This window comes from Fusicatenibacter sp., from assembly GCF_050872605.1.
In the GTDB taxonomy this organism is placed as follows: Bacteria; Bacillota; Clostridia; order Lachnospirales; family Lachnospiraceae; genus Fusicatenibacter.
Genome location: NZ_JBNMHD010000002.1, coordinates 73,245 through 89,721 on the forward strand (window position 1 = coordinate 73,245; position 16,477 = coordinate 89,721).

Below are 16,477 nucleotides of genomic sequence, written 5' to 3' on the forward strand. Positions count from 1 at the left end.
TTTTGTTATTCAACCGGAATCCGGTTTTTTACAATACTGTTGTGTCCATAATCATCCCAGCGGTATTTCTGATTTTCAAATACAACCTCACTTTCTTTGGGATGTCCGCAAAGATTTACCGATACCGAAAAGACGCGCGCAGGATCTTTTCCATATGCCGGCTCTTCTAGTTTTTTCACGGTAACATTCTTCGTACCTGTCACCTGCATAAGCGAATACCGCAGCACCTTCTTCTCCTGTACCCGGTAATCGTTTCCTGCCGGAATTCCCCGGATCTGTACCGACTGTTCCGTGTAGCCGTCCTGATCTGTCGTTTTCTCCACCTGTGTTTTTGTAAACGTAAGATAGCATTGGTATGTATGTTCTTTTCCATACAGATCCTTTCCCTTCACGGAAAACAGAAACGTTGGATTTCCATGCGCCCATGTAATCTCATCCGCCTTGATCTTCTTTGTAATCGTCAAGGTTTCACATGCAAGATCCTTCATCGTCACGGTCTGCACTTCCTGTTTTGCCTCCAGCACAAACGAAACCGGTTCTGCCGCAAGGTATCCATCCGGCGCGGCCTCCTCCACAAGGACATAAGAACCCGGCTTTATTTTTTCCAGTTCATGCGGGCCGCTTCCCCCTGAAATCCAGCTGTCCACACGGTTTCCATCCATATCTTTTAATACCAGCTTTGCGCCGGAAATTCGTTTTCCGCTCTCTGCATCTATTTTTTCAATTGTCAGATGTGTTCCATCATTTTCGACCGTCACCGACAGTTCCGATTTACCGTCAATTTTTCCGTTTTCTACCACAAATTCCCGGCATGTGCTGTCCAGCAGATAGCCCTCCGGAGATGCTGTCTCCTGATAGTACCAGACACCGTCCAAAAGTCCCGTCAGCTCAATTTTTCCATTGGCATCCGTCTTTTTTGTCTCATCAAAACTTCCATCTTTCGTCCAGATATGAAAGGCTGCTCCCTGAAGCACTTTTCCGTCTCCCTGACTTACTTTCTGCAGAACAAAACGGTTCTTCCAGTTTGTAAACGTCAGTGTGATCTGTGCGTTTTGTTCCCCGATCGTTATTTTCTTTTCCGTCGGATCCAGCACATATCCATTTGGAGCCGCCGTTTCCCGCACAAGATACGTTCCGTACTCCAGCCCGTCTTTGAACGCCTCTCCATTTTCATCCGTTTTCAGCACAGCTGCTACCGCCTGATCCGGAAACAGCACTGTTCCGTTTACCGTTGTAATTGCTCCGCTCGCAATTACCTGGTATGTTGCACCAGAAAGTGCTTTCCCTGAGTTTTCTTCCGTCTTTTTTATCTTCAGTGAGCCTGTTTTTCTTGTGTTTTCTGCTTCCAGATGGATCGTCTGCATGCCTTCCTTGTCAATGGAAAATTCCTGCTCCCAGCTTCCTGCATAACCAGCTGGATTCTTTGTCTCCACAACACGGAATTTTCCATTTTCACTGTCTGTATCCCGAATTCCCTCCAGCAGATAAGAACCCGTTTTTTTCACCCAGTTCATCTTTTTGAATTCACTCCAGGTGTTGTTTTTCCAGCGGTACACGGTAAATTCTGCACCCGAAAGAGCTTCTTTTGTCTCTGCATCCATTTTTTTCACTACAAGATCTCCTACTTTCGACAGATGACAGGGAACGTTCGCTGTGTAACCAAATTCCGAAGTATTCCACGGCACAACAGTTATTCCCGTTTCCCGGGATGCTCCATGCCAGTTGTTGTACGTACTGGAAGTATCGTTTACAAAATTATCCGGCCATTTTTTCGGTGCTTTCACTCCGCCGCCGGGACCAGTTACCGCGTCGTTAGTGCCTCCATCATAGAAAATCATCGTCTGGGAATTTCCTTCAAAGGTAAATGTAACCCAGCCTTCCGAATTTTCCGGAGTTGTTCCACCGTCCGGCTCAGAGCCGCGTCTTGCCGACCAGATCGCTTCTGTTCTGGCATCGTAGACGATTCTGGCATCTGCCTCCCTCGTCAGATAGATATGTTCTGTCTCATCAGCCAGATAAAAGCCCTGCTTAAAGTCCAGATCCGAAAGTGTAAAATATCCTTTCACATTCAGCGGATTTCCTTTACTGTCGTAATAAGCAAACCGTACCTTAATCCAGAGCAGGCCTTTAATATCAATGACCGGCTTATTGTGGTCAATCGCCACGACTACCGCATCCACGTCCTCATACCCTGATGGTACAATCGTGTTCTGCCAGTCTTCCAGCCAGATCCGCATCGTTACATTTTCCCCGTGGCGCTCTCCAACATTCGTATATTCCGCATACATTTTTCCTTTTTTCGACTCCAGCGGCGTGAAGGAACGGATATTACTCCATCCCTTCACATCGGCCGCCGGCCACCATGTGGAACAGCATTTCGAATGGCTCTCTCCGTTTTTGCAGAACAGATTGTCCCAGGTACTTCCATCTGTACTTCCAAAACGGATTTTTGTCTCACTTCCGATCAGCGGGGTAAAATCATATCGGCCGTCAATAACAGAGTCCGATGATACAACTTCTCCGATTCCGGCTTTCGAAAGAGAAGGAAGACTCGTAAGACTCGAAGCCAGAACATCTTCCCGAAAACAAAATCCCAACAACAGCAGAATTCCTGCGAGAAACCAGAAGCTTTTCTTTGCTCTTTTCATTCTTTCCTCCTTTCAGACCGGCCCGCGGTAAGAAACAGGAATGCTCCTGTCACGACAATTCCAATGGGGACCGCTGCTGACGGATCGCGCAGACCTGTTTTTGGCGCGCTGTGCCAGATAGAGGGGCCTTCTTCCTGCGGCAGATCTTCTCCTTCGACAGAAAAAATCCATTTTACCCCGCTTTTCCGAAGTGCCCATTCATTTCCAAGTTCTGACGGCACACGGATTGAAAAACAGATTTCTTTCCGTTCATCTGGACTGCATATTCCAAGACTTTTTGCTGCCCATAGTCCCTCACTCTCTAAATCACCTTCATAAATCACGCTGTCTCCCTCTCGTATTTCCAATTTCACCTTGGAAAGCAGTTCTTTTTCTGTTTCACTGAGTTCTTCCGGAAGTTCCGTCCGCAGAAAAAATTCTGCACAGCTTGCTGTCGTGTTCACCAGTGTAAACGTATCTTCCCCTTCATCTCCCGGCATCAGCACTGGAAAGTTCCGAAAGAAATTGTCGGGTGCCAGGATCAGATTCCGCGCTGCTCCTTCGTACGAAACGGTGAGGAAGCTCTGCTGCGAAACCTCCGAAACGGTATTATCCGCCTCGTGGACACACTGTTCAATTTCCAGTTCTTCTCCCCACGGAGCTTCTGCCGTAAAATCCGGCGTCACATTCGCTGCCTGTACGGCCTCCGCCTGGATTTCAACGGATAGCACCTGTCCCTCCGCCTCACTGGTCCACGCAGATGGAATGGTGATTGTACGGAAAAAATCGACAGATTCCTGCTTTCCCAGCACTTTGGGATAATAATAATACTCTCCTGCTTTCAGCCAGACGTCCTCGATTCCCCCAAGGTCCTCTTCCCCCAAACGGTAATCCTGCGTTTCTTCCTCATCAAACACAGGCTTTACCCGGACATAGCATGGTTCAGCATAATTGGTGATCCGCGGAATTTTTGAAATCACCTGGGAAGGCAGTACAATGCCGTTTTCCGGTCCCTCATACTTCTTTTCTCCATCCCCATCTTCCTCATATTCCCAGATTCCAATATTTACATCTCCGACAGCTATTTTGTTAATGGTCTCAACACTGCTCCGGTAATATGCATACGTTCCGCTGATTCCCATCAGAAGACTTGCCGCCGCACATCCGATCCTGACGCGTTTTCCTTTCATGTCTGACCACCTCTCTCATAAGCATCCCATGCCTCCCGATAGTCGTGAAATACCATATTCCCCTTCTGGATCTGCACCGATTCCTCATAGACCGAAACCTCAAGTTCTTTCTGTTCCATTTCTTTTGCAACGCGAATTCCGGTAAACAATTCCGTCGTGCTTTCGCCTTCTGAAACCGGTTTTTTGTAATAATAGTAGTCATCTTCTCCTTTTACCCAGTTTTCCGTATCAAGTCCCTCAATCGCTTCAATTGGTTCACTGAATATAAGTGCCGCACGAATATAGCAGGCAACGGAGCCTTCATTTCTGATTTTTACTCTCTTTACCACACTTTTCCCTGGCGGTACGGGCGTCGGTGTCGGAAATTCTTCATCGATCGTACTTGTATTATGTCCGAACACCATACGATTCCAGACACTCTCGTGATCTGTAAAATACGCCGAAGTTCCCGGCAGCAGCCAAATGGCTGCCGCCATCGTACACCCGGCCGCACCCGCAAGGAAAAACAGCCGTTTCGTCTTTTTCTTCATCTTTTGTCCCCCAGAAAACTGCTTAAATTCCAGGTGCTTCTATCTGTTCCGGCTCCGACTGCGGTGCCGTTATCTGCCCCTTCTGCCCATTATTCTGATTTACATACTTCTCCCAGGCCTTTGCTGCCCGCTCGGCAACCGTACTTCCCTCACCGGTATTCAGCGCCTGGATTGCATAATAATTGATCGGAATATCGACCTCTTTTTCATCCAGCTGTCCTTCCACGATATTAGCTGCTGTCACGCTCGTAAATAAAGGATCCGTCGTTTTTCCAGCTGCGAGCACTTCATTGTAGAGATATGTATATACCATCGAATTGTTCTGTTTTTTCTTGTACATCAGCACCCATTTTTTCGAAAGCTGATTCATCGAAAACAGTTCCGTATCGACGGCTGCCCCGCCGTTTAAACGGTTTCCGGATGTATCTGCAACGATCACTTTTGCGATTGGTATGGAAACATCCATATAGACGTAAGAATCATTTTTACCTTTATTTTCGATACGCGGGTCCTTCGGAATCACCTGGGTCGGCACAATATGATTGGTCTTTCCGTCCGGATCCGGTGCGTACGATGGTTCATGTCCTTCGATATCTACTTTTCCCACAACAAACTGGTTCGTCACAGAATCCTTATCCGTCAGATACGCCAGTGTTCCGCCCGCTGCCAGGGCTCCTGTCAGAAGCAGTGATGCTGCCCAGAATATGATTTTCCGCTGTTTTTTCATAGATCAATTCCTCCTGTTTTCCTAAATAATTTTGCTAATTCTTTTTATAACTTGTTTTCCTGCATGATTTTTCTGCCGTGCCAAAGCTGCCGGATTGTAAAAAGCATCACCGCTCCCACGGCCAGAAAAAAGAGTGTTCCTCTCTGCCGGAGCCAGACGATACCAAAGCCAAGCCAGGGAAGAGCTGCGATCACATTCCCGATCACCTGTTTTTCCAAAACGATGCCTGCATCTTCCTCCGCGTTGGCATCCCCCTTGGTACAGTATCCTTCCTCGCTCTTTTCCACGATCCGGTGTGTCACCACCATATTTCCTCTCCGGTAGGTAATCACATCCCCCGGATTCCATTCCTTCTTCCGTCCATCCACAACCACAACAGATCCCGTCGGGATCTCCGGTTCCATGGACCCGGACAGTACGACATAGGCGCAGAAATACTGCATCAGATACCATCCCGCCGCCAGAAAAAGGAAGAAAAGAAAGCCCTGCAGCCCCCGTTTTCCTTTTGCTTTCATTTGCTCCCTTCCGTCGATGCGGACATCCAGACTGTCATTTTTGCACACAAAAAACAGAGGATAACATTTACCCTCTGTCTCAGAATATCCCTGTTTCATTTTCTCTAAAGTTCTTGTAAAAGTGATTTAAACTTACCACAGTCCGGGCGAAAACGCAAGCATTGTCTGCCCGTTTAATTCTAAATTTTTTCTAAAGCCTGAAACGCAGAAAATTTTCAGAACTTTTCCCGGATCTTTTTTTCTCCAAACGCAAGCCGCTTTTCCAGCTCCTGCCCATTTTCTGCCCCAAGGATGTTTCGCATTACACTCTCTTCTTCCCGGATTCCTTTTCCGTGAAGTACGCCGTATGCGCCGGCATCACTTCCCGCCGCAAGCACAACGTCCTTTTCAAATGCAAGCTGCAGACCTTTTTTCTGCGTCTCAAAAATCCACGCCAGCGTTTCAGCCGGATATCTGCCGTTCTCCAGAAGATTCGAAACCGTCACAATTGTCGGCACCCAGATTGTTGTATGCTCTGCCATACAGCAGATGCTCTCTTCATTCTGAAAGTTCCCGTGCTCAACCGAGTCCACGCCTGCCTCTGCCGCATCCATCACAGCCTGTGCGCCGTTCACATGCGCCATCACAGAAAGCCCCGCATCATGCGCCGCAGCCGTCATTGCAAAAACCTCTTCCCTGGAAAGCGGCTCACTGGTCACATGCCCCTTTGTCGCGAAATCCAGGATTCCCGTCGTCATGATCTTGATAAAATCTCCGCCCGCACGGCGTACTTCACGTACAAGCACGCAATACTCTTTCCAGTCTGAAAATGCGCGTCCGACAATTTTTCCATAACGGCCCGCCCTGTGAATCGCAAAAACCGGTGTGCGGTATGTGATCCCGTACTCCGGCGCAAGGCTCCGTGCAAGAACACCCGCCCCGTACGGATCTCCGCCGTCACGCACATAGGAAATCCCTGCCTTCTGATACGCCGCCAGATGTTCCCGGATCAGATCCTCCCGCGGGCCGTTTTCATGCGCTGCCGCCGCCTTTTTGTAATCCACACCGTCCATAAAAATATGGGCATGGCATTCTGCTGTCACCATTTTTGTTTACCGCCTTATCTCCGATTCCACCACAGCTTCTCTGCGGCCCATTTTCCAGTTCTGCTCCGAGAGATACAGATGATATCCACAGCCGTTTTCTACTCGCCAGTCATAGTAACTCCTCTGCGGCACGCCGTACTGCTCAAGGATACTCATGATCGTGCCTCCGTGCACCACCATCGCCACGTTGCGGTAATGGCGGCGGATACACGTATCCACCATCTTGTCAAAGCCGGCGATGCAGCGGTCCTTGAACTGCTGCGGGCTCTCACCGCCCGGAAAGGCAAGCGTCGCCATGGAATCAATCCACTCCTGGTATTTCGGATTGTCTTTTAATTCCTGATAATTTTTGTTCTCAAACTCACCAAAATTGCACTCTGCAAATTCCGGGATTTTGACCTGTTTGGCGTACGGATACAGAATGTCTGCCGTTTCCAGACACCGTTTCAGCGGGCTGACGAACAGAAGCTCAACGGTATCCATCGTCCGCTGTTCCAGCTCTTTTTTCCCTTCCTCACACAGTGGTTCATCCGTCACGCCGATATACCGTCCTAACGTATTGCCATAGGTTTTTCCATGGCGGATCATTGCAATTTTAATCATGTTTTTCCTCACCTTTCAGCAGGATTCCGATTCCGCACACCACACGGGTTACCGAATCAGCCTTTGCTGCCAGCTCCGTACAGATGCGCCCCGTCTTTTCCCGCCATTTCCGGTCGAAGGGTTCGATCGGAACCACTCCGTAACCGAGTTCATTCGTAACAATGCAGATTTCCGGATTTTTCTGCAGCACTTCTTCCAGTTCCGCTTCCGGTGCAGTCCCGGTCTCCTCTTCCAGAAGGAGCCATCTGCGGACCAGCTCCTGAAAATCATATACGCCGGAACATGCCGACAGCTCCTCTTTCGAAGCTGCTGCCCCATCGGCCCATCCTGTTTCTTTTCCGGTCATCTTCTTTGCAAAGTCAAGCTTTCCCTGAAAAGCCCCTCCAATTACTAATTTCATTTCCAGTTCTCCATTCCAAGAGAAAGTACCACAAGAGACAGGAGCTGTGCCAGCTCACAGAGCGAAAGGAAATAGCCTGCGAGATCTCCTGTAATTCCTCCAAAATACTTACTGCTTTTCCATTTATAATAACAGAATACCAGTGCCGACACAACCAGTACATCCAGTGCCGCCCAGACGCAGAACGAAGCTGAGAGCGCCGTCACGGCAAAAATCGTCACAACAAGCACCGCCGCCGTTCTTTTTTTCTCTGCGCTCATGCCAAACGCTGCCGCTGTTCCTTTCGGATTGGCATTCGGAAAAAACGCGATCGAAAGACCGCTGAACGATCTCGAAACTGCGAAGCCAAATGCATACGCCGGAAAAATCTTCCAGACAAGTTCTCCGGCTGCGCCCGCGTACAGTACAAAATACAGACATCCCATAATAATCGCAAATGCTCCGGCGTGCGGGTCTTTTAAGATTTCCAGTCGGCGCCGTTTTTCTCTCCAGGAACTTAACGCATCCATCGTATCCAGATAGCCGTCGAGGTGAATGCCTCCCGTCACCAGAACCGGAACTGCCGTCAGCACTGCAGCCCGCAGCATGCTTCCCGCGCCAATCTGCTGCAGCATCCAGAAAAGCACCACCGAAACTGCACCGACAGCCAGTCCGACCCACGGAAAGAAACACAACGCATATTTCATGTTCTCTTTTTCCCAGTCTGCCGGCGGCATCGGGATTTTCGAGTACATGGCAAACGCCACTTTAAAGTTATTCCATATCGTTTTCATCTTATTCTTTTTTTATTCTGACGGGAATCCCATACACAACCTCGGTCACACAGTCCGCCATCTCTGCCAGACGTACATTAATGTTTCCCAGGATCCGCTGGTATTCCATCGTCTCCTCCTCATATCGGTATCCGTCCGAAAAAATTTCATTCGTCACCAGAACCAGATTCCGCGCCTGATGGGCCAGACGGGAAACGCCCGCAAGAATTTCCTCCTCCGCCCGCGCTTTTCCCGCCCCGGATGGATCAAATATTTCATTCGCCGTAAGATTCGACATACATTCGAGCAGCACATCGCATCCCGGCTCCAGCTCCACTTTTTTTAAATGCGTATAGCACTCAATCGTCGAAAACTGCTTTGCCGCGCGCATCTTCCGGTGGCGTGCAATACGCGCCTGCCCTTCCGCACCGAACGGCTGCATCGTTGCGATATAAACCCTCCGTGTTCCGGCAAAATCCAGAATACACTGCTCCGCATACGCCGATTTTCCGCTGCCGCTGCCGCCTGTAACCAGATGTATCATCGTTTCACCTGCCTTTTTAAGTCAGCGGCACATACGTTTCAATCTGTGCCTCGTCAAATGTCGCCATGCCGCGGTATACGGCATTTGCCTGATCCAGAATCGGGAAAAGCATGATGGCGCCCGTTCCCTCACCAAGACACATATCGCAGTGCAGGAAGGCTTCTTTTCCAAGCTCTGCAAGCAGCAGATGAGCCGCCGGCTCCTTCGATACGTGCGAAGCAATCATATAGTCCTTCGCAAGCGGTGCAATCCGTGCGGCAAGAAGCGCTGCCACACAGGAAATAAAGCCGTCCATCACAACCGGAACGCCATGTGCAGCCCCGGCAAGAAAGACACCCGCCATGCCGGCGATATCAAAGCCGCCGACCTTTGCCAGCACATCGATGGGATCGGACGGATCCGGCTGATTGATGGCAATTGCTTTTTCAATCGCTGTAATTTTCCGCGCAAGACCTTCACTCGAAAGCCCGGCGCCCCGCCCGGTGAGTTCCGGAACCGGCTGATTCAGGAAAACGGCTGCCATTGCACTGCTCGTCGTCGTATTTCCAATGCCCATCTCACCGGTTGCCAGCAGCTGATAGCCAGCCGCAATTTTTTCTTCCGCCACGGCGATTCCTGTTTCAAGCGCACGAACAGCCTCTTCCCTTGTCATCGCCGGACCTTTTGCCATATTTTTTGTTCCATACGCAACTTTATACCGCGGAACCTTCGTATCGCGCGCCATTCCGATATCAATCGGAAACAGATCCGCATGCGCACCGCGGCAGAGAATGGCTGCTGTCGCCTTCTCCTGCAGAAAATTTTCCGCAACTGTCGCTGTCACTTCCTGACCGCTCTGCGTCACGTTTTCTTCCACAACGCCATTGTCCGCACAGAACGTCAGAAGTGCTCTTTTTTCAATCGAAATCTCCTCTTTTCCGGTGATTCCGGCAATCTGGATGAGCACGTCCTCCAGCTTTCCGAGGCTGTGGAGCGGCTTTGCAATGCCGTCCCAGTGAGCCTTGGCACGATCCATCGCCTCTTTCGAAAGCGGATGGATCTGTTCGATTGTTTCCTGTAATGTCATCTTTTGTTCGCCCCTTCTTTCGATATGACGTCCGATCAGCTCTGTTTTTTCACCCAGTTCACAAAGAAAATATGGGAATCTTCCCGCGCTGTTCCGCTGGAAGTTGTCCATTTATAGGTGTATGTATATGTCACACATTTTTCTTTATCCATATTCAGATTTTCAAATGCTTTCGGAGTCATGAAATATAGATAATCAAAATCATCTCTCGTATCGCCAAAGCCCGGGATCACACGTTTTGTGCCGTTCTTCAGATATGCATCCATGATCGACTGGGATTCATCCACTGCACCGTAGGCTCCATTATTTTTCAGCTGATTAATGATCGAACTGCTCTGCTCCGCAATTCCCGTCAGATAGTTTGTCAGACTTCCGTTCCGCGCCGGTTCAAACTGCTGCTGTTTATAAATCGCTGTGCGGAGCGAAATATTCTGTGCCGCCATCCGGTTCCGGATGACCATCGCAACTGCCGTCATACCGGTTTTTCTCTGGACCCCCGCCTCCGCACTGCAGATAGCCGCAAAGAAATCACGGTCGCTCACAGACGGATCCGTGTAATACTGATGCTCCATCGTATAATATTTTCCGCTTACGCTGTCCTTTGCACGCACATACTGGCTCGAGCCGAGAATGCACACTCCGTTTTCGTCAAAGCTGTAGTACCAGTTGCTGCTGTTCTTTTTCAGCAGAGCGTAATACGATTTTACCATCTTTCCGTCGCTTCCAAAGTAATACCAGCCCGTCTGCGGATCACCGCTTACCATCTGTTTCTGTGCATTGAGCCACTGGTTCTTTGCCATGCCTCCCCAGTCTTTAAAGTAATAGGAAGCGCCGTTGATAGTCCGCTCTCCCGTCACCATCACGCCGTTGGCATCGGCATAGTAACTGTTGTTTAAATGCGTAAAGAAGGTATTGCGGTACATCGCACCGCTTTCCCGGAAGTAATACCACTTATTATCTTTTGAAAGCCAGCCGGTTACCATTTTTCCATCTGCACCGGCATAATACGTTTCATTTCCGACCTGAAAGAAGGTGTTGCGGTACATGCCTCCCCAGCCCCGGAAATAGTAATAGGTACCATTGATTTTCTGCCAGCCCGTTACCATCTTTCCATCCGCATTCACACGATACGTATTCTTGTCATATTCAAAAAAGCGGTCAAAATACTGCTCACCGGTTTCATCAAAATAATAATAGGTACTTCCCTGCTGAAGCCAGCCTGCGGTCAGTTTTCCATCTGCACCCGCATGGCAGACACTCGTCCCATTTTTGATGAACGCATTCTGATACATGCCGCCCCAGTCTTTGAAATAATACCAGGCACCGTCGATCTGTTTTTTCCCGACGGCCATCTTTCCATTTTCATCCGCATAGTAAAGTGCGCTTCCTGTCGGACCGTGGAAAAAGGTGCTGCGGTACATACCGCCCCAGCTCCGGAAATAGTACCAGGTTCCATCCTGCAGCAGCCAGCCGGTCGTCATCTTTCCATCCGCATCAACATGGTAAATGTTATTTTTATGCGTCAGAAAAGTATTTCGCGCCATGCCGCCCCAGCTTCGGAAGTAATACCAGATTCCATCGATCTGTTTGAAGCCGACTGCCATTTTTCCATCGGCATCGACGTAATACGTATTTTTGTCATACTCAAAAAAGCAGTTCCGGTACATCGCACCCTGCTCATCGAAATAGTAATAGACACCCTCGACCTGTTTCCAGCCGATTGCCATTTTTCCATCCTGATCCGAATAATACCGTACATTTTTCACGGTATAAAACGTATCACGGTAAACACCGCCCCAGCTTCGGAAATAGTACCAGTCTCCATCCATCTGTTTCCAGCCGACTGCCATTTTTCCGTCTTCATTCAAATAGTAACGGTTCTTGTCGTACTCTCTCCATGCCCCTTTGACAATGGTTCCATCCGGATCCTTAAAATACCAGATGCCATTCTCATTCACCCATGGATTATAGTTTCCGGCCTGCACGGATACTGCCGTCTCCGCGGACTCTCTGCTCTGCGTTTCCGCATCCGGAAGATCCGAGGCGGCATTTTCCGTTGTCGGATCCGGTGTTTCTGTCTCCTTTTCTGCCGCCTCCGGCATATTTTCCGATGCCGCCTCTGCATCGTCTGCTGCTTCCATCTCCGATGTTTCTTCTGTTTCTTCCTGTGTAACAGCAGAAGCCTCATTTACCAGACTCTGCTCTGTGCCTGCTCCAAATACGTTCGCTGCACTGACAGCGGTTGTCACGCAGGCTGCCGCCAGTACTCCCCTGATTACTTTATTTTTCATGATTTTCTCCCTATGAAAACAGGCAAAGCATGGGATGCTCTGCCTGTCTTAAAATTCTGCTCCTGCTTTATCTTATTTCAAAAACGCCCGAACGGTCTCCGGCATCTGATCTACATCACACTCTGTCGTATGAAGCACCGGTGCAGTACGGATTTCTTCGATCGCACGCGGAATCTCGGTATTGGCAAGTGCAGACAGCTTGTCTACCTGCTCCAGTACCGGAAGGGTGTCATACTCCGGTGCAATCGCTGCAAGAACGCTGCTTGTAAATTTATACGGGCTTGCGGTAGATGCGATGACGGTCTTGGTTTCGTCATGGGTCTCCTCGCGGTATTTTCCGTATACAGCCGCTGCAACCGCGGTATGGGTATCAATCACATATCCGGTATCGCTGTACAGTTTTGCAATCGCGTCTGCTGTCTCCTGTTCGGATGCATAATTGCCGTAGAAGTCTGCCAGCTCTTTTTTCATCGCATCGGTAATCTCATATTTTCCGTCTTTTGCAAGATCCTGCATCAGCTCGCGGTCTGCTGCTTCGCTGTTTCCGGCAATGCGGTAGATCAGACGCTCCAGGTTGCTCGAGATCAGGATATCCATGGACGGTGATGTTGTCAGAATAAAGTCTCTGTTTCTGTCGTAAACGCCGGTGCGGAAGAAGTCAAACAGGACTTTGTTCTCGTTGGAAGCGCAGATCAGTTTTGCGATCGGCAGTCCCATCTGTTTTGCATAGAATGCAGCGAGAATATTTCCGAAATTTCCGGTCGGAACGGTTACATTGATCTTTTCTCCGTCTGCAATCTCTCCGTTTTTCACCAGGTTTGCATAGGCATATACGTAGTAGACAACCTGCGGAACGAGTCTTCCGATGTTGATCGAGTTTGCAGAGCTGAACTGGAAGCCTTTATCTGCCAGCTCTTTTCCAAGCTCTTTGTCGTTAAACATTTTCTTCACGCCGGTCTGTGCGTCGTCGAAGTTTCCGTGGATGGCAACAACGTGGGTATTTTTGCCCTTCTGTGTTACCATCTGTTTTTCCTGAATCGGGCTTACGCCGTTCTTCGGGTAAAATACAATAATTCTGGTGCCCGGCACATCGGCAAAGCCTGCCATCGCTGCTTTTCCGGTATCTCCCGATGTAGCAGTTAAGATGACGATCTCATTTTTCACGCCGTTTTTCTTTGCGGCGGTCGTCATCAGATGCGGCAGAATGGAAAGTGCCATGTCCTTGAACGCGATCGTTGCGCCGTGGAACAGCTCCAGATAGTAAACACCGTCTGCTTTTGTCAGCGGTGCAATTTCCTCTGTGTCAAATTTTGCATCGTATGCGTTTGCAATACAGTTTTTCAGTTCATCTTCTGTAAAGTCGGTAAGAAAACGGCTCATTACTTCGTATGCCACTTCCTGATAGCTCATAGCCGCAAGTTTTTCCATGGGAACATCCAGTGCTGGAATGGAGGTCGGTACAAACAATCCGCCGTCGTTGGACAGACCCTTTAAGATTGCCTGGGATGCAGTTACGGTTTCTCCATTGCCTCTGGTACTTTTGTATAATACTTCCATGCTCTTTCTCTCCTTCACTTTGACTCCCGGCAGAGCCTCTCTGACTCCCGGCCGGATACGTTTCAGATTAGTTTTACCTGTACGCTTCCTCTTATTATAATGGATGAAGTATGAAAAAACAACAAAAATATACAAAAAATGGCTGTGCATAAAAATGCACAGCCATTTTTCACCATTCTGCCAAAATATTTTTTGACAAAATGTATGATTTAATTTTCGTCGGACTCCTCCGTTTTTGCTTCGCCGTCTTCTAACGCCGGAGCTTCCCTTTCTGTCTCCTCGAGCGCGAGTGCTTCTTCCTCTTTTTCCGCATTCTCTGCGATCTTATCTTCCGCCCAGGCCACAAACGCTGCCGCATCTCCGATCTCAAAGCGTTTCTTATCGAGAAAGGTGCTTCTGCCTCCGATGGTGATGCGGATAAAATTATCAAACTCCGTCACCTTTGTCAGCTTTTCGAGCGGAATATCGGTGCTTCTACCCTCTTTTTCATATGTCATTGTGAACACATGCTCAGTAAAACGAAGGGTACGTTCTCCAAGGAGTCCTCTCTTTTTGCATTTTTTCATCTGTGAACGTGCCATCAGATTTGGCAGAAACGTACACAGAAGTGCCATCAGAATGGAGATTCCAAGATTGAAGAAGTCTCCCGGCATGATAAATCCCCGCGCTGCTGCACCGTAGATCATAAAAGCGATCGCGGCCACAACAGCAATCCCTGTGATGATCCGCAGTACCAGACGTACTTTTTTTATCTCGGTGCCGTAAATCTCCACAAACATTCCTTTGGTGTATTCAATTTTGTTTTTAAACAGCATATGCTCTCTCTTTTCTTATCGGTTGTTGATTGCAGTTACCAGCGCGTCGATGGAAGCGCGGATAATATCCGGGTCTACGCCTGCGCCCCAGGAAAGGGTTCCGTCCGGCTTTTTGATGCCGACGTAGGCAATTGCCTGTGCACTTGAGCTCTGCTCCAGCGCGTGCTCCGTATAGCTGACCAGATCATACTGCAGATTGTACTGCTGTTTCAGCGCGTTGCTGACAGCATTCAGACGGCCGTTTCCTTCTGCATATGCAGTTGCATACTCACCGCCCTCGTAATTGGAGGTAACCTGTGCTTCAATTCTGCCCTCATCGAGCTGTTTAAAGTGAACGCCGTTGATGTTGTACGGTGTCGTTACGTTCTCGAAGGTATCCTTAAACAGTTCAAAGATCTCATCCGGACACAGCTCTTTGTGCAGATGATCGGAAACAGATTTTGCGGTATAGCTCATGGCCTCGCGCATCTTCGCCGGCAGATTCAGGCCGTATTTCGTCTCCAGAATATAGCCGACACCGCCCTTTCCAGACTGGCTGTTGATGCGGATGACGTCTGCATCGTAGTTTCTTCCGATATCAGTCGGATCGATCGGCAGATACGGGACGGTCCAGGTATCCGGTGCTTTCTCCTCGATCCAGTGCATGCCTTTTGCGATCGCATCCTGATGGGAACCGGAGAAGGCTGCAAATACGAGAGATCCGCAGTACGGGCTTCTCGGGTTGATGCTCATACCGGTGAAGGATTCAAATGCATGGCAGAGTTTCGGCATATCGGAGAAGTCAAGCTCCGGATCGACGCCCTGCATGTACATGTTCATGCCGACCGTGATAATATCCACGTTTCCGGTTCTCTCGCCGTTTCCGAACAGCGTTCCCTCGATACGGTCTGCTCCGGCAAGGATACCCATCTCTGCATCGGAAACGCCGCAGCCGCGGTCATTGTGCGGATGAAGGGAAAGAACGACATTATCGCGGTATTTCAGGTTTTTGCTCATGTATTCCACCTGGCTTGCATAAACGTGCGGCATGGAAAGCTCCACGGTGCTCGGCAGATTGATGATGGCTTTGCGGTCTGCAGTCGGCTGCCATACGTCGAGAACGGCGTTGCACACCTCAAGCGCATATTCCGGCTCGGTTCCGGTAAAGCTCTCCGGGCTGTACTCGAAGCGGTATTTCTCGCCGGCCTCTTCTGTCAGCTCTTTTAAGAGCTTTGCTCCCTCAACGGCGATTTTCAGGATGTCTTCTTTCGATTTTTTGAAGACCTGCTGACGCTGTGCATAGGAAGTGGAATTGTAAACGTGAACGATGGCATTCTTGCAGCCCTTTAATGCCTCGAAGGTCTTGCGGATGATATGCTCTCTCGCCTGGGTCAGAACCTGAACGGTTACGTCATCCGGGATCAGATCCTGCTCGATCAGGGTGCGAAGGAATTCGTACTCGGTCTCAGATGCTGCCGGGAAGCCGACCTCGATCTCTTTGAAGCCAACCTCAACGAGGAGTTTGAAGAATTCTACCTTCTGCTCCAGGCTCATCGGAATTACAAGTGCCTGGTTTCCGTCACGAAGGTCAACGCTGCACCATACCGGTGCTTTGTCAATGCTGTCTTTTTCTGCCCAGTCCATGCACGGAACCAGCGGCATATAATACTGTTTCTGATACTTCTTTACATTCATCATGATTTTTTCCTCCCAGAAAGTGAAATATAATTTATTCTGCCGACATAAATTCGGGATGAAAGCATAAAAAAATCTCTCATCTTCTGTGTCGGCTTCTG

15 protein-coding genes are annotated in these 16,477 nt (G+C 49.2%); all 15 read right to left on the reverse strand.

Features of this window, described 5'->3' with window-relative positions; all coding sequences use genetic code 11:
* Positions 1-5 precede the first annotated feature (5 nt).
* Positions 6-2,648: an MSCRAMM family protein gene (locus tag ACY2VT_RS01150; RefSeq protein ID WP_461878589.1), complete on the reverse strand. Its 2,643-nt coding sequence runs from the start codon at positions 2,646-2,648 to the stop codon at positions 6-8.
* Positions 2,645-3,817 (reverse strand): hypothetical protein, encoded by a 1,173-nt coding sequence (locus ACY2VT_RS01155; protein ID WP_461878590.1) that lies wholly within the window; start codon positions 3,815-3,817, stop codon positions 2,645-2,647. Before ACY2VT_RS01155 ends, ACY2VT_RS01150 begins: the two co-directional genes overlap by 4 nt.
* Positions 3,814-4,347, reverse strand: coding sequence for a hypothetical protein (locus tag ACY2VT_RS01160; protein ID WP_461873095.1), 534 nt, complete (start codon positions 4,345-4,347; stop codon positions 3,814-3,816). The genes ACY2VT_RS01155 and ACY2VT_RS01160 overlap by 4 nt, the downstream gene beginning before the upstream one ends.
* 22 nt (positions 4,348-4,369) lie before the next feature.
* A complete protein-coding gene (locus ACY2VT_RS01165; protein WP_461878591.1) occupies positions 4,370-5,074 on the reverse strand; it encodes a SipW-dependent-type signal peptide-containing protein in 705 nt (234 codons plus the stop codon).
* A 44-nt stretch (positions 5,075-5,118) separates the two neighbouring features.
* Positions 5,119-5,589 carry a signal peptidase I gene (locus tag ACY2VT_RS01170; protein WP_461878592.1) on the reverse strand — a complete coding sequence of 157 codons (471 nt, stop codon included), beginning with the start codon at positions 5,587-5,589 and terminating at the stop codon, positions 5,119-5,121.
* Positions 5,590-5,804: 215 nt separating this feature from the next.
* Positions 5,805-6,674, reverse strand: a complete 870-nt coding sequence (locus ACY2VT_RS01175; protein ID WP_461878593.1) for an amidohydrolase family protein — start codon at positions 6,672-6,674, stop codon at positions 5,805-5,807.
* Between the two features lie 6 nt (positions 6,675-6,680).
* Entirely contained in the window at positions 6,681-7,277 is a 597-nt protein-coding gene (locus tag ACY2VT_RS01180; RefSeq protein ID WP_117800972.1) for a histidine phosphatase family protein, read from the reverse strand.
* Positions 7,270-7,677: a bifunctional adenosylcobinamide kinase/adenosylcobinamide-phosphate guanylyltransferase gene (locus ACY2VT_RS01185; RefSeq protein ID WP_461878594.1), complete on the reverse strand. Its 408-nt coding sequence runs from the start codon at positions 7,675-7,677 to the stop codon at positions 7,270-7,272. The genes ACY2VT_RS01180 and ACY2VT_RS01185 overlap by 8 nt, the downstream gene beginning before the upstream one ends.
* A complete protein-coding gene (locus ACY2VT_RS01190; RefSeq protein ID WP_461878595.1) occupies positions 7,674-8,450 on the reverse strand; it encodes an adenosylcobinamide-GDP ribazoletransferase in 777 nt (258 codons plus the stop codon). Before ACY2VT_RS01190 ends, ACY2VT_RS01185 begins: the two co-directional genes overlap by 4 nt.
* A gap of 1 nt (position 8,451) precedes the next feature.
* On the reverse strand, positions 8,452-8,973 hold the full coding sequence (locus tag ACY2VT_RS01195; protein WP_461878596.1) for a bifunctional adenosylcobinamide kinase/adenosylcobinamide-phosphate guanylyltransferase: 522 nt from the start codon (positions 8,971-8,973) through the stop codon (positions 8,452-8,454).
* A gap of 16 nt (positions 8,974-8,989) precedes the next feature.
* Positions 8,990-10,039 carry a nicotinate-nucleotide--dimethylbenzimidazole phosphoribosyltransferase gene (cobT, locus tag ACY2VT_RS01200; protein ID WP_461873103.1) on the reverse strand — a complete coding sequence of 350 codons (1,050 nt, stop codon included), beginning with the start codon at positions 10,037-10,039 and terminating at the stop codon, positions 8,990-8,992.
* A gap of 35 nt (positions 10,040-10,074) precedes the next feature.
* A complete protein-coding gene (locus ACY2VT_RS01205; protein WP_461878597.1) occupies positions 10,075-12,330 on the reverse strand; it encodes a hypothetical protein in 2,256 nt (751 codons plus the stop codon).
* Positions 12,331-12,402: 72 nt separating this feature from the next.
* Positions 12,403-13,887, reverse strand: coding sequence for a threonine synthase (gene thrC, locus ACY2VT_RS01210; RefSeq protein WP_461878598.1), 1,485 nt, complete (start codon positions 13,885-13,887; stop codon positions 12,403-12,405).
* Between the two features lie 209 nt (positions 13,888-14,096).
* Complete coding sequence (locus tag ACY2VT_RS01215) at positions 14,097-14,702, reverse strand: hypothetical protein (RefSeq protein ID WP_461878599.1); 606 nt, start codon at positions 14,700-14,702, stop codon at positions 14,097-14,099.
* A gap of 15 nt (positions 14,703-14,717) precedes the next feature.
* Positions 14,718-16,379 carry a 2-isopropylmalate synthase gene (locus tag ACY2VT_RS01220; protein WP_461878600.1) on the reverse strand — a complete coding sequence of 554 codons (1,662 nt, stop codon included), beginning with the start codon at positions 16,377-16,379 and terminating at the stop codon, positions 14,718-14,720.
* Between the last annotated feature and the right edge of the window lie 98 nt (positions 16,380-16,477).

Excerpts from the sequence above, each read along its gene's own strand:
- ACY2VT_RS01220 (WP_461878600.1), bottom strand. The coding sequence starts at position 16,379 with ATGATGAATGTAAAGAAGTATCAGAAACAGTATTATATGCCGCTGGTT.
- cobT (WP_461873103.1), bottom strand. The coding sequence starts at position 10,039 with ATGACATTACAGGAAACAATCGAACAGATCCATCCGCTTTCGAAAGAG.
- ACY2VT_RS01170 (WP_461878592.1), bottom strand. The coding sequence starts at position 5,589 with ATGAAAGCAAAAGGAAAACGGGGGCTGCAGGGCTTTCTTTTCTTCCTT.
- thrC (WP_461878598.1), bottom strand. The coding sequence starts at position 13,887 with ATGGAAGTATTATACAAAAGTACCAGAGGCAATGGAGAAACCGTAACT.
- ACY2VT_RS01180 (WP_117800972.1), bottom strand. The coding sequence starts at position 7,277 with ATGATTAAAATTGCAATGATCCGCCATGGAAAAACCTATGGCAATACG.
- ACY2VT_RS01155 (WP_461878590.1), bottom strand. The coding sequence starts at position 3,817 with ATGAAAGGAAAACGCGTCAGGATCGGATGTGCGGCGGCAAGTCTTCTG.
- ACY2VT_RS01175 (WP_461878593.1), bottom strand. The coding sequence starts at position 6,674 with ATGGTGACAGCAGAATGCCATGCCCATATTTTTATGGACGGTGTGGAT.
- ACY2VT_RS01190 (WP_461878595.1), bottom strand. The coding sequence starts at position 8,450 with ATGAAAACGATATGGAATAACTTTAAAGTGGCGTTTGCCATGTACTCG.
- ACY2VT_RS01215 (WP_461878599.1), bottom strand. The coding sequence starts at position 14,702 with ATGCTGTTTAAAAACAAAATTGAATACACCAAAGGAATGTTTGTGGAG.
- ACY2VT_RS01185 (WP_461878594.1), bottom strand. The coding sequence starts at position 7,677 with ATGAAATTAGTAATTGGAGGGGCTTTTCAGGGAAAGCTTGACTTTGCA.
- ACY2VT_RS01160 (WP_461873095.1), bottom strand. The coding sequence starts at position 4,347 with ATGAAGAAAAAGACGAAACGGCTGTTTTTCCTTGCGGGTGCGGCCGGG.
- ACY2VT_RS01195 (WP_461878596.1), bottom strand. The coding sequence starts at position 8,973 with ATGATACATCTGGTTACAGGCGGCAGCGGCAGCGGAAAATCGGCGTAT.
- ACY2VT_RS01150 (WP_461878589.1), bottom strand. The coding sequence starts at position 2,648 with ATGAAAAGAGCAAAGAAAAGCTTCTGGTTTCTCGCAGGAATTCTGCTG.
- ACY2VT_RS01165 (WP_461878591.1), bottom strand. The coding sequence starts at position 5,074 with ATGAAAAAACAGCGGAAAATCATATTCTGGGCAGCATCACTGCTTCTG.
- ACY2VT_RS01205 (WP_461878597.1), bottom strand. The coding sequence starts at position 12,330 with ATGAAAAATAAAGTAATCAGGGGAGTACTGGCGGCAGCCTGCGTGACA.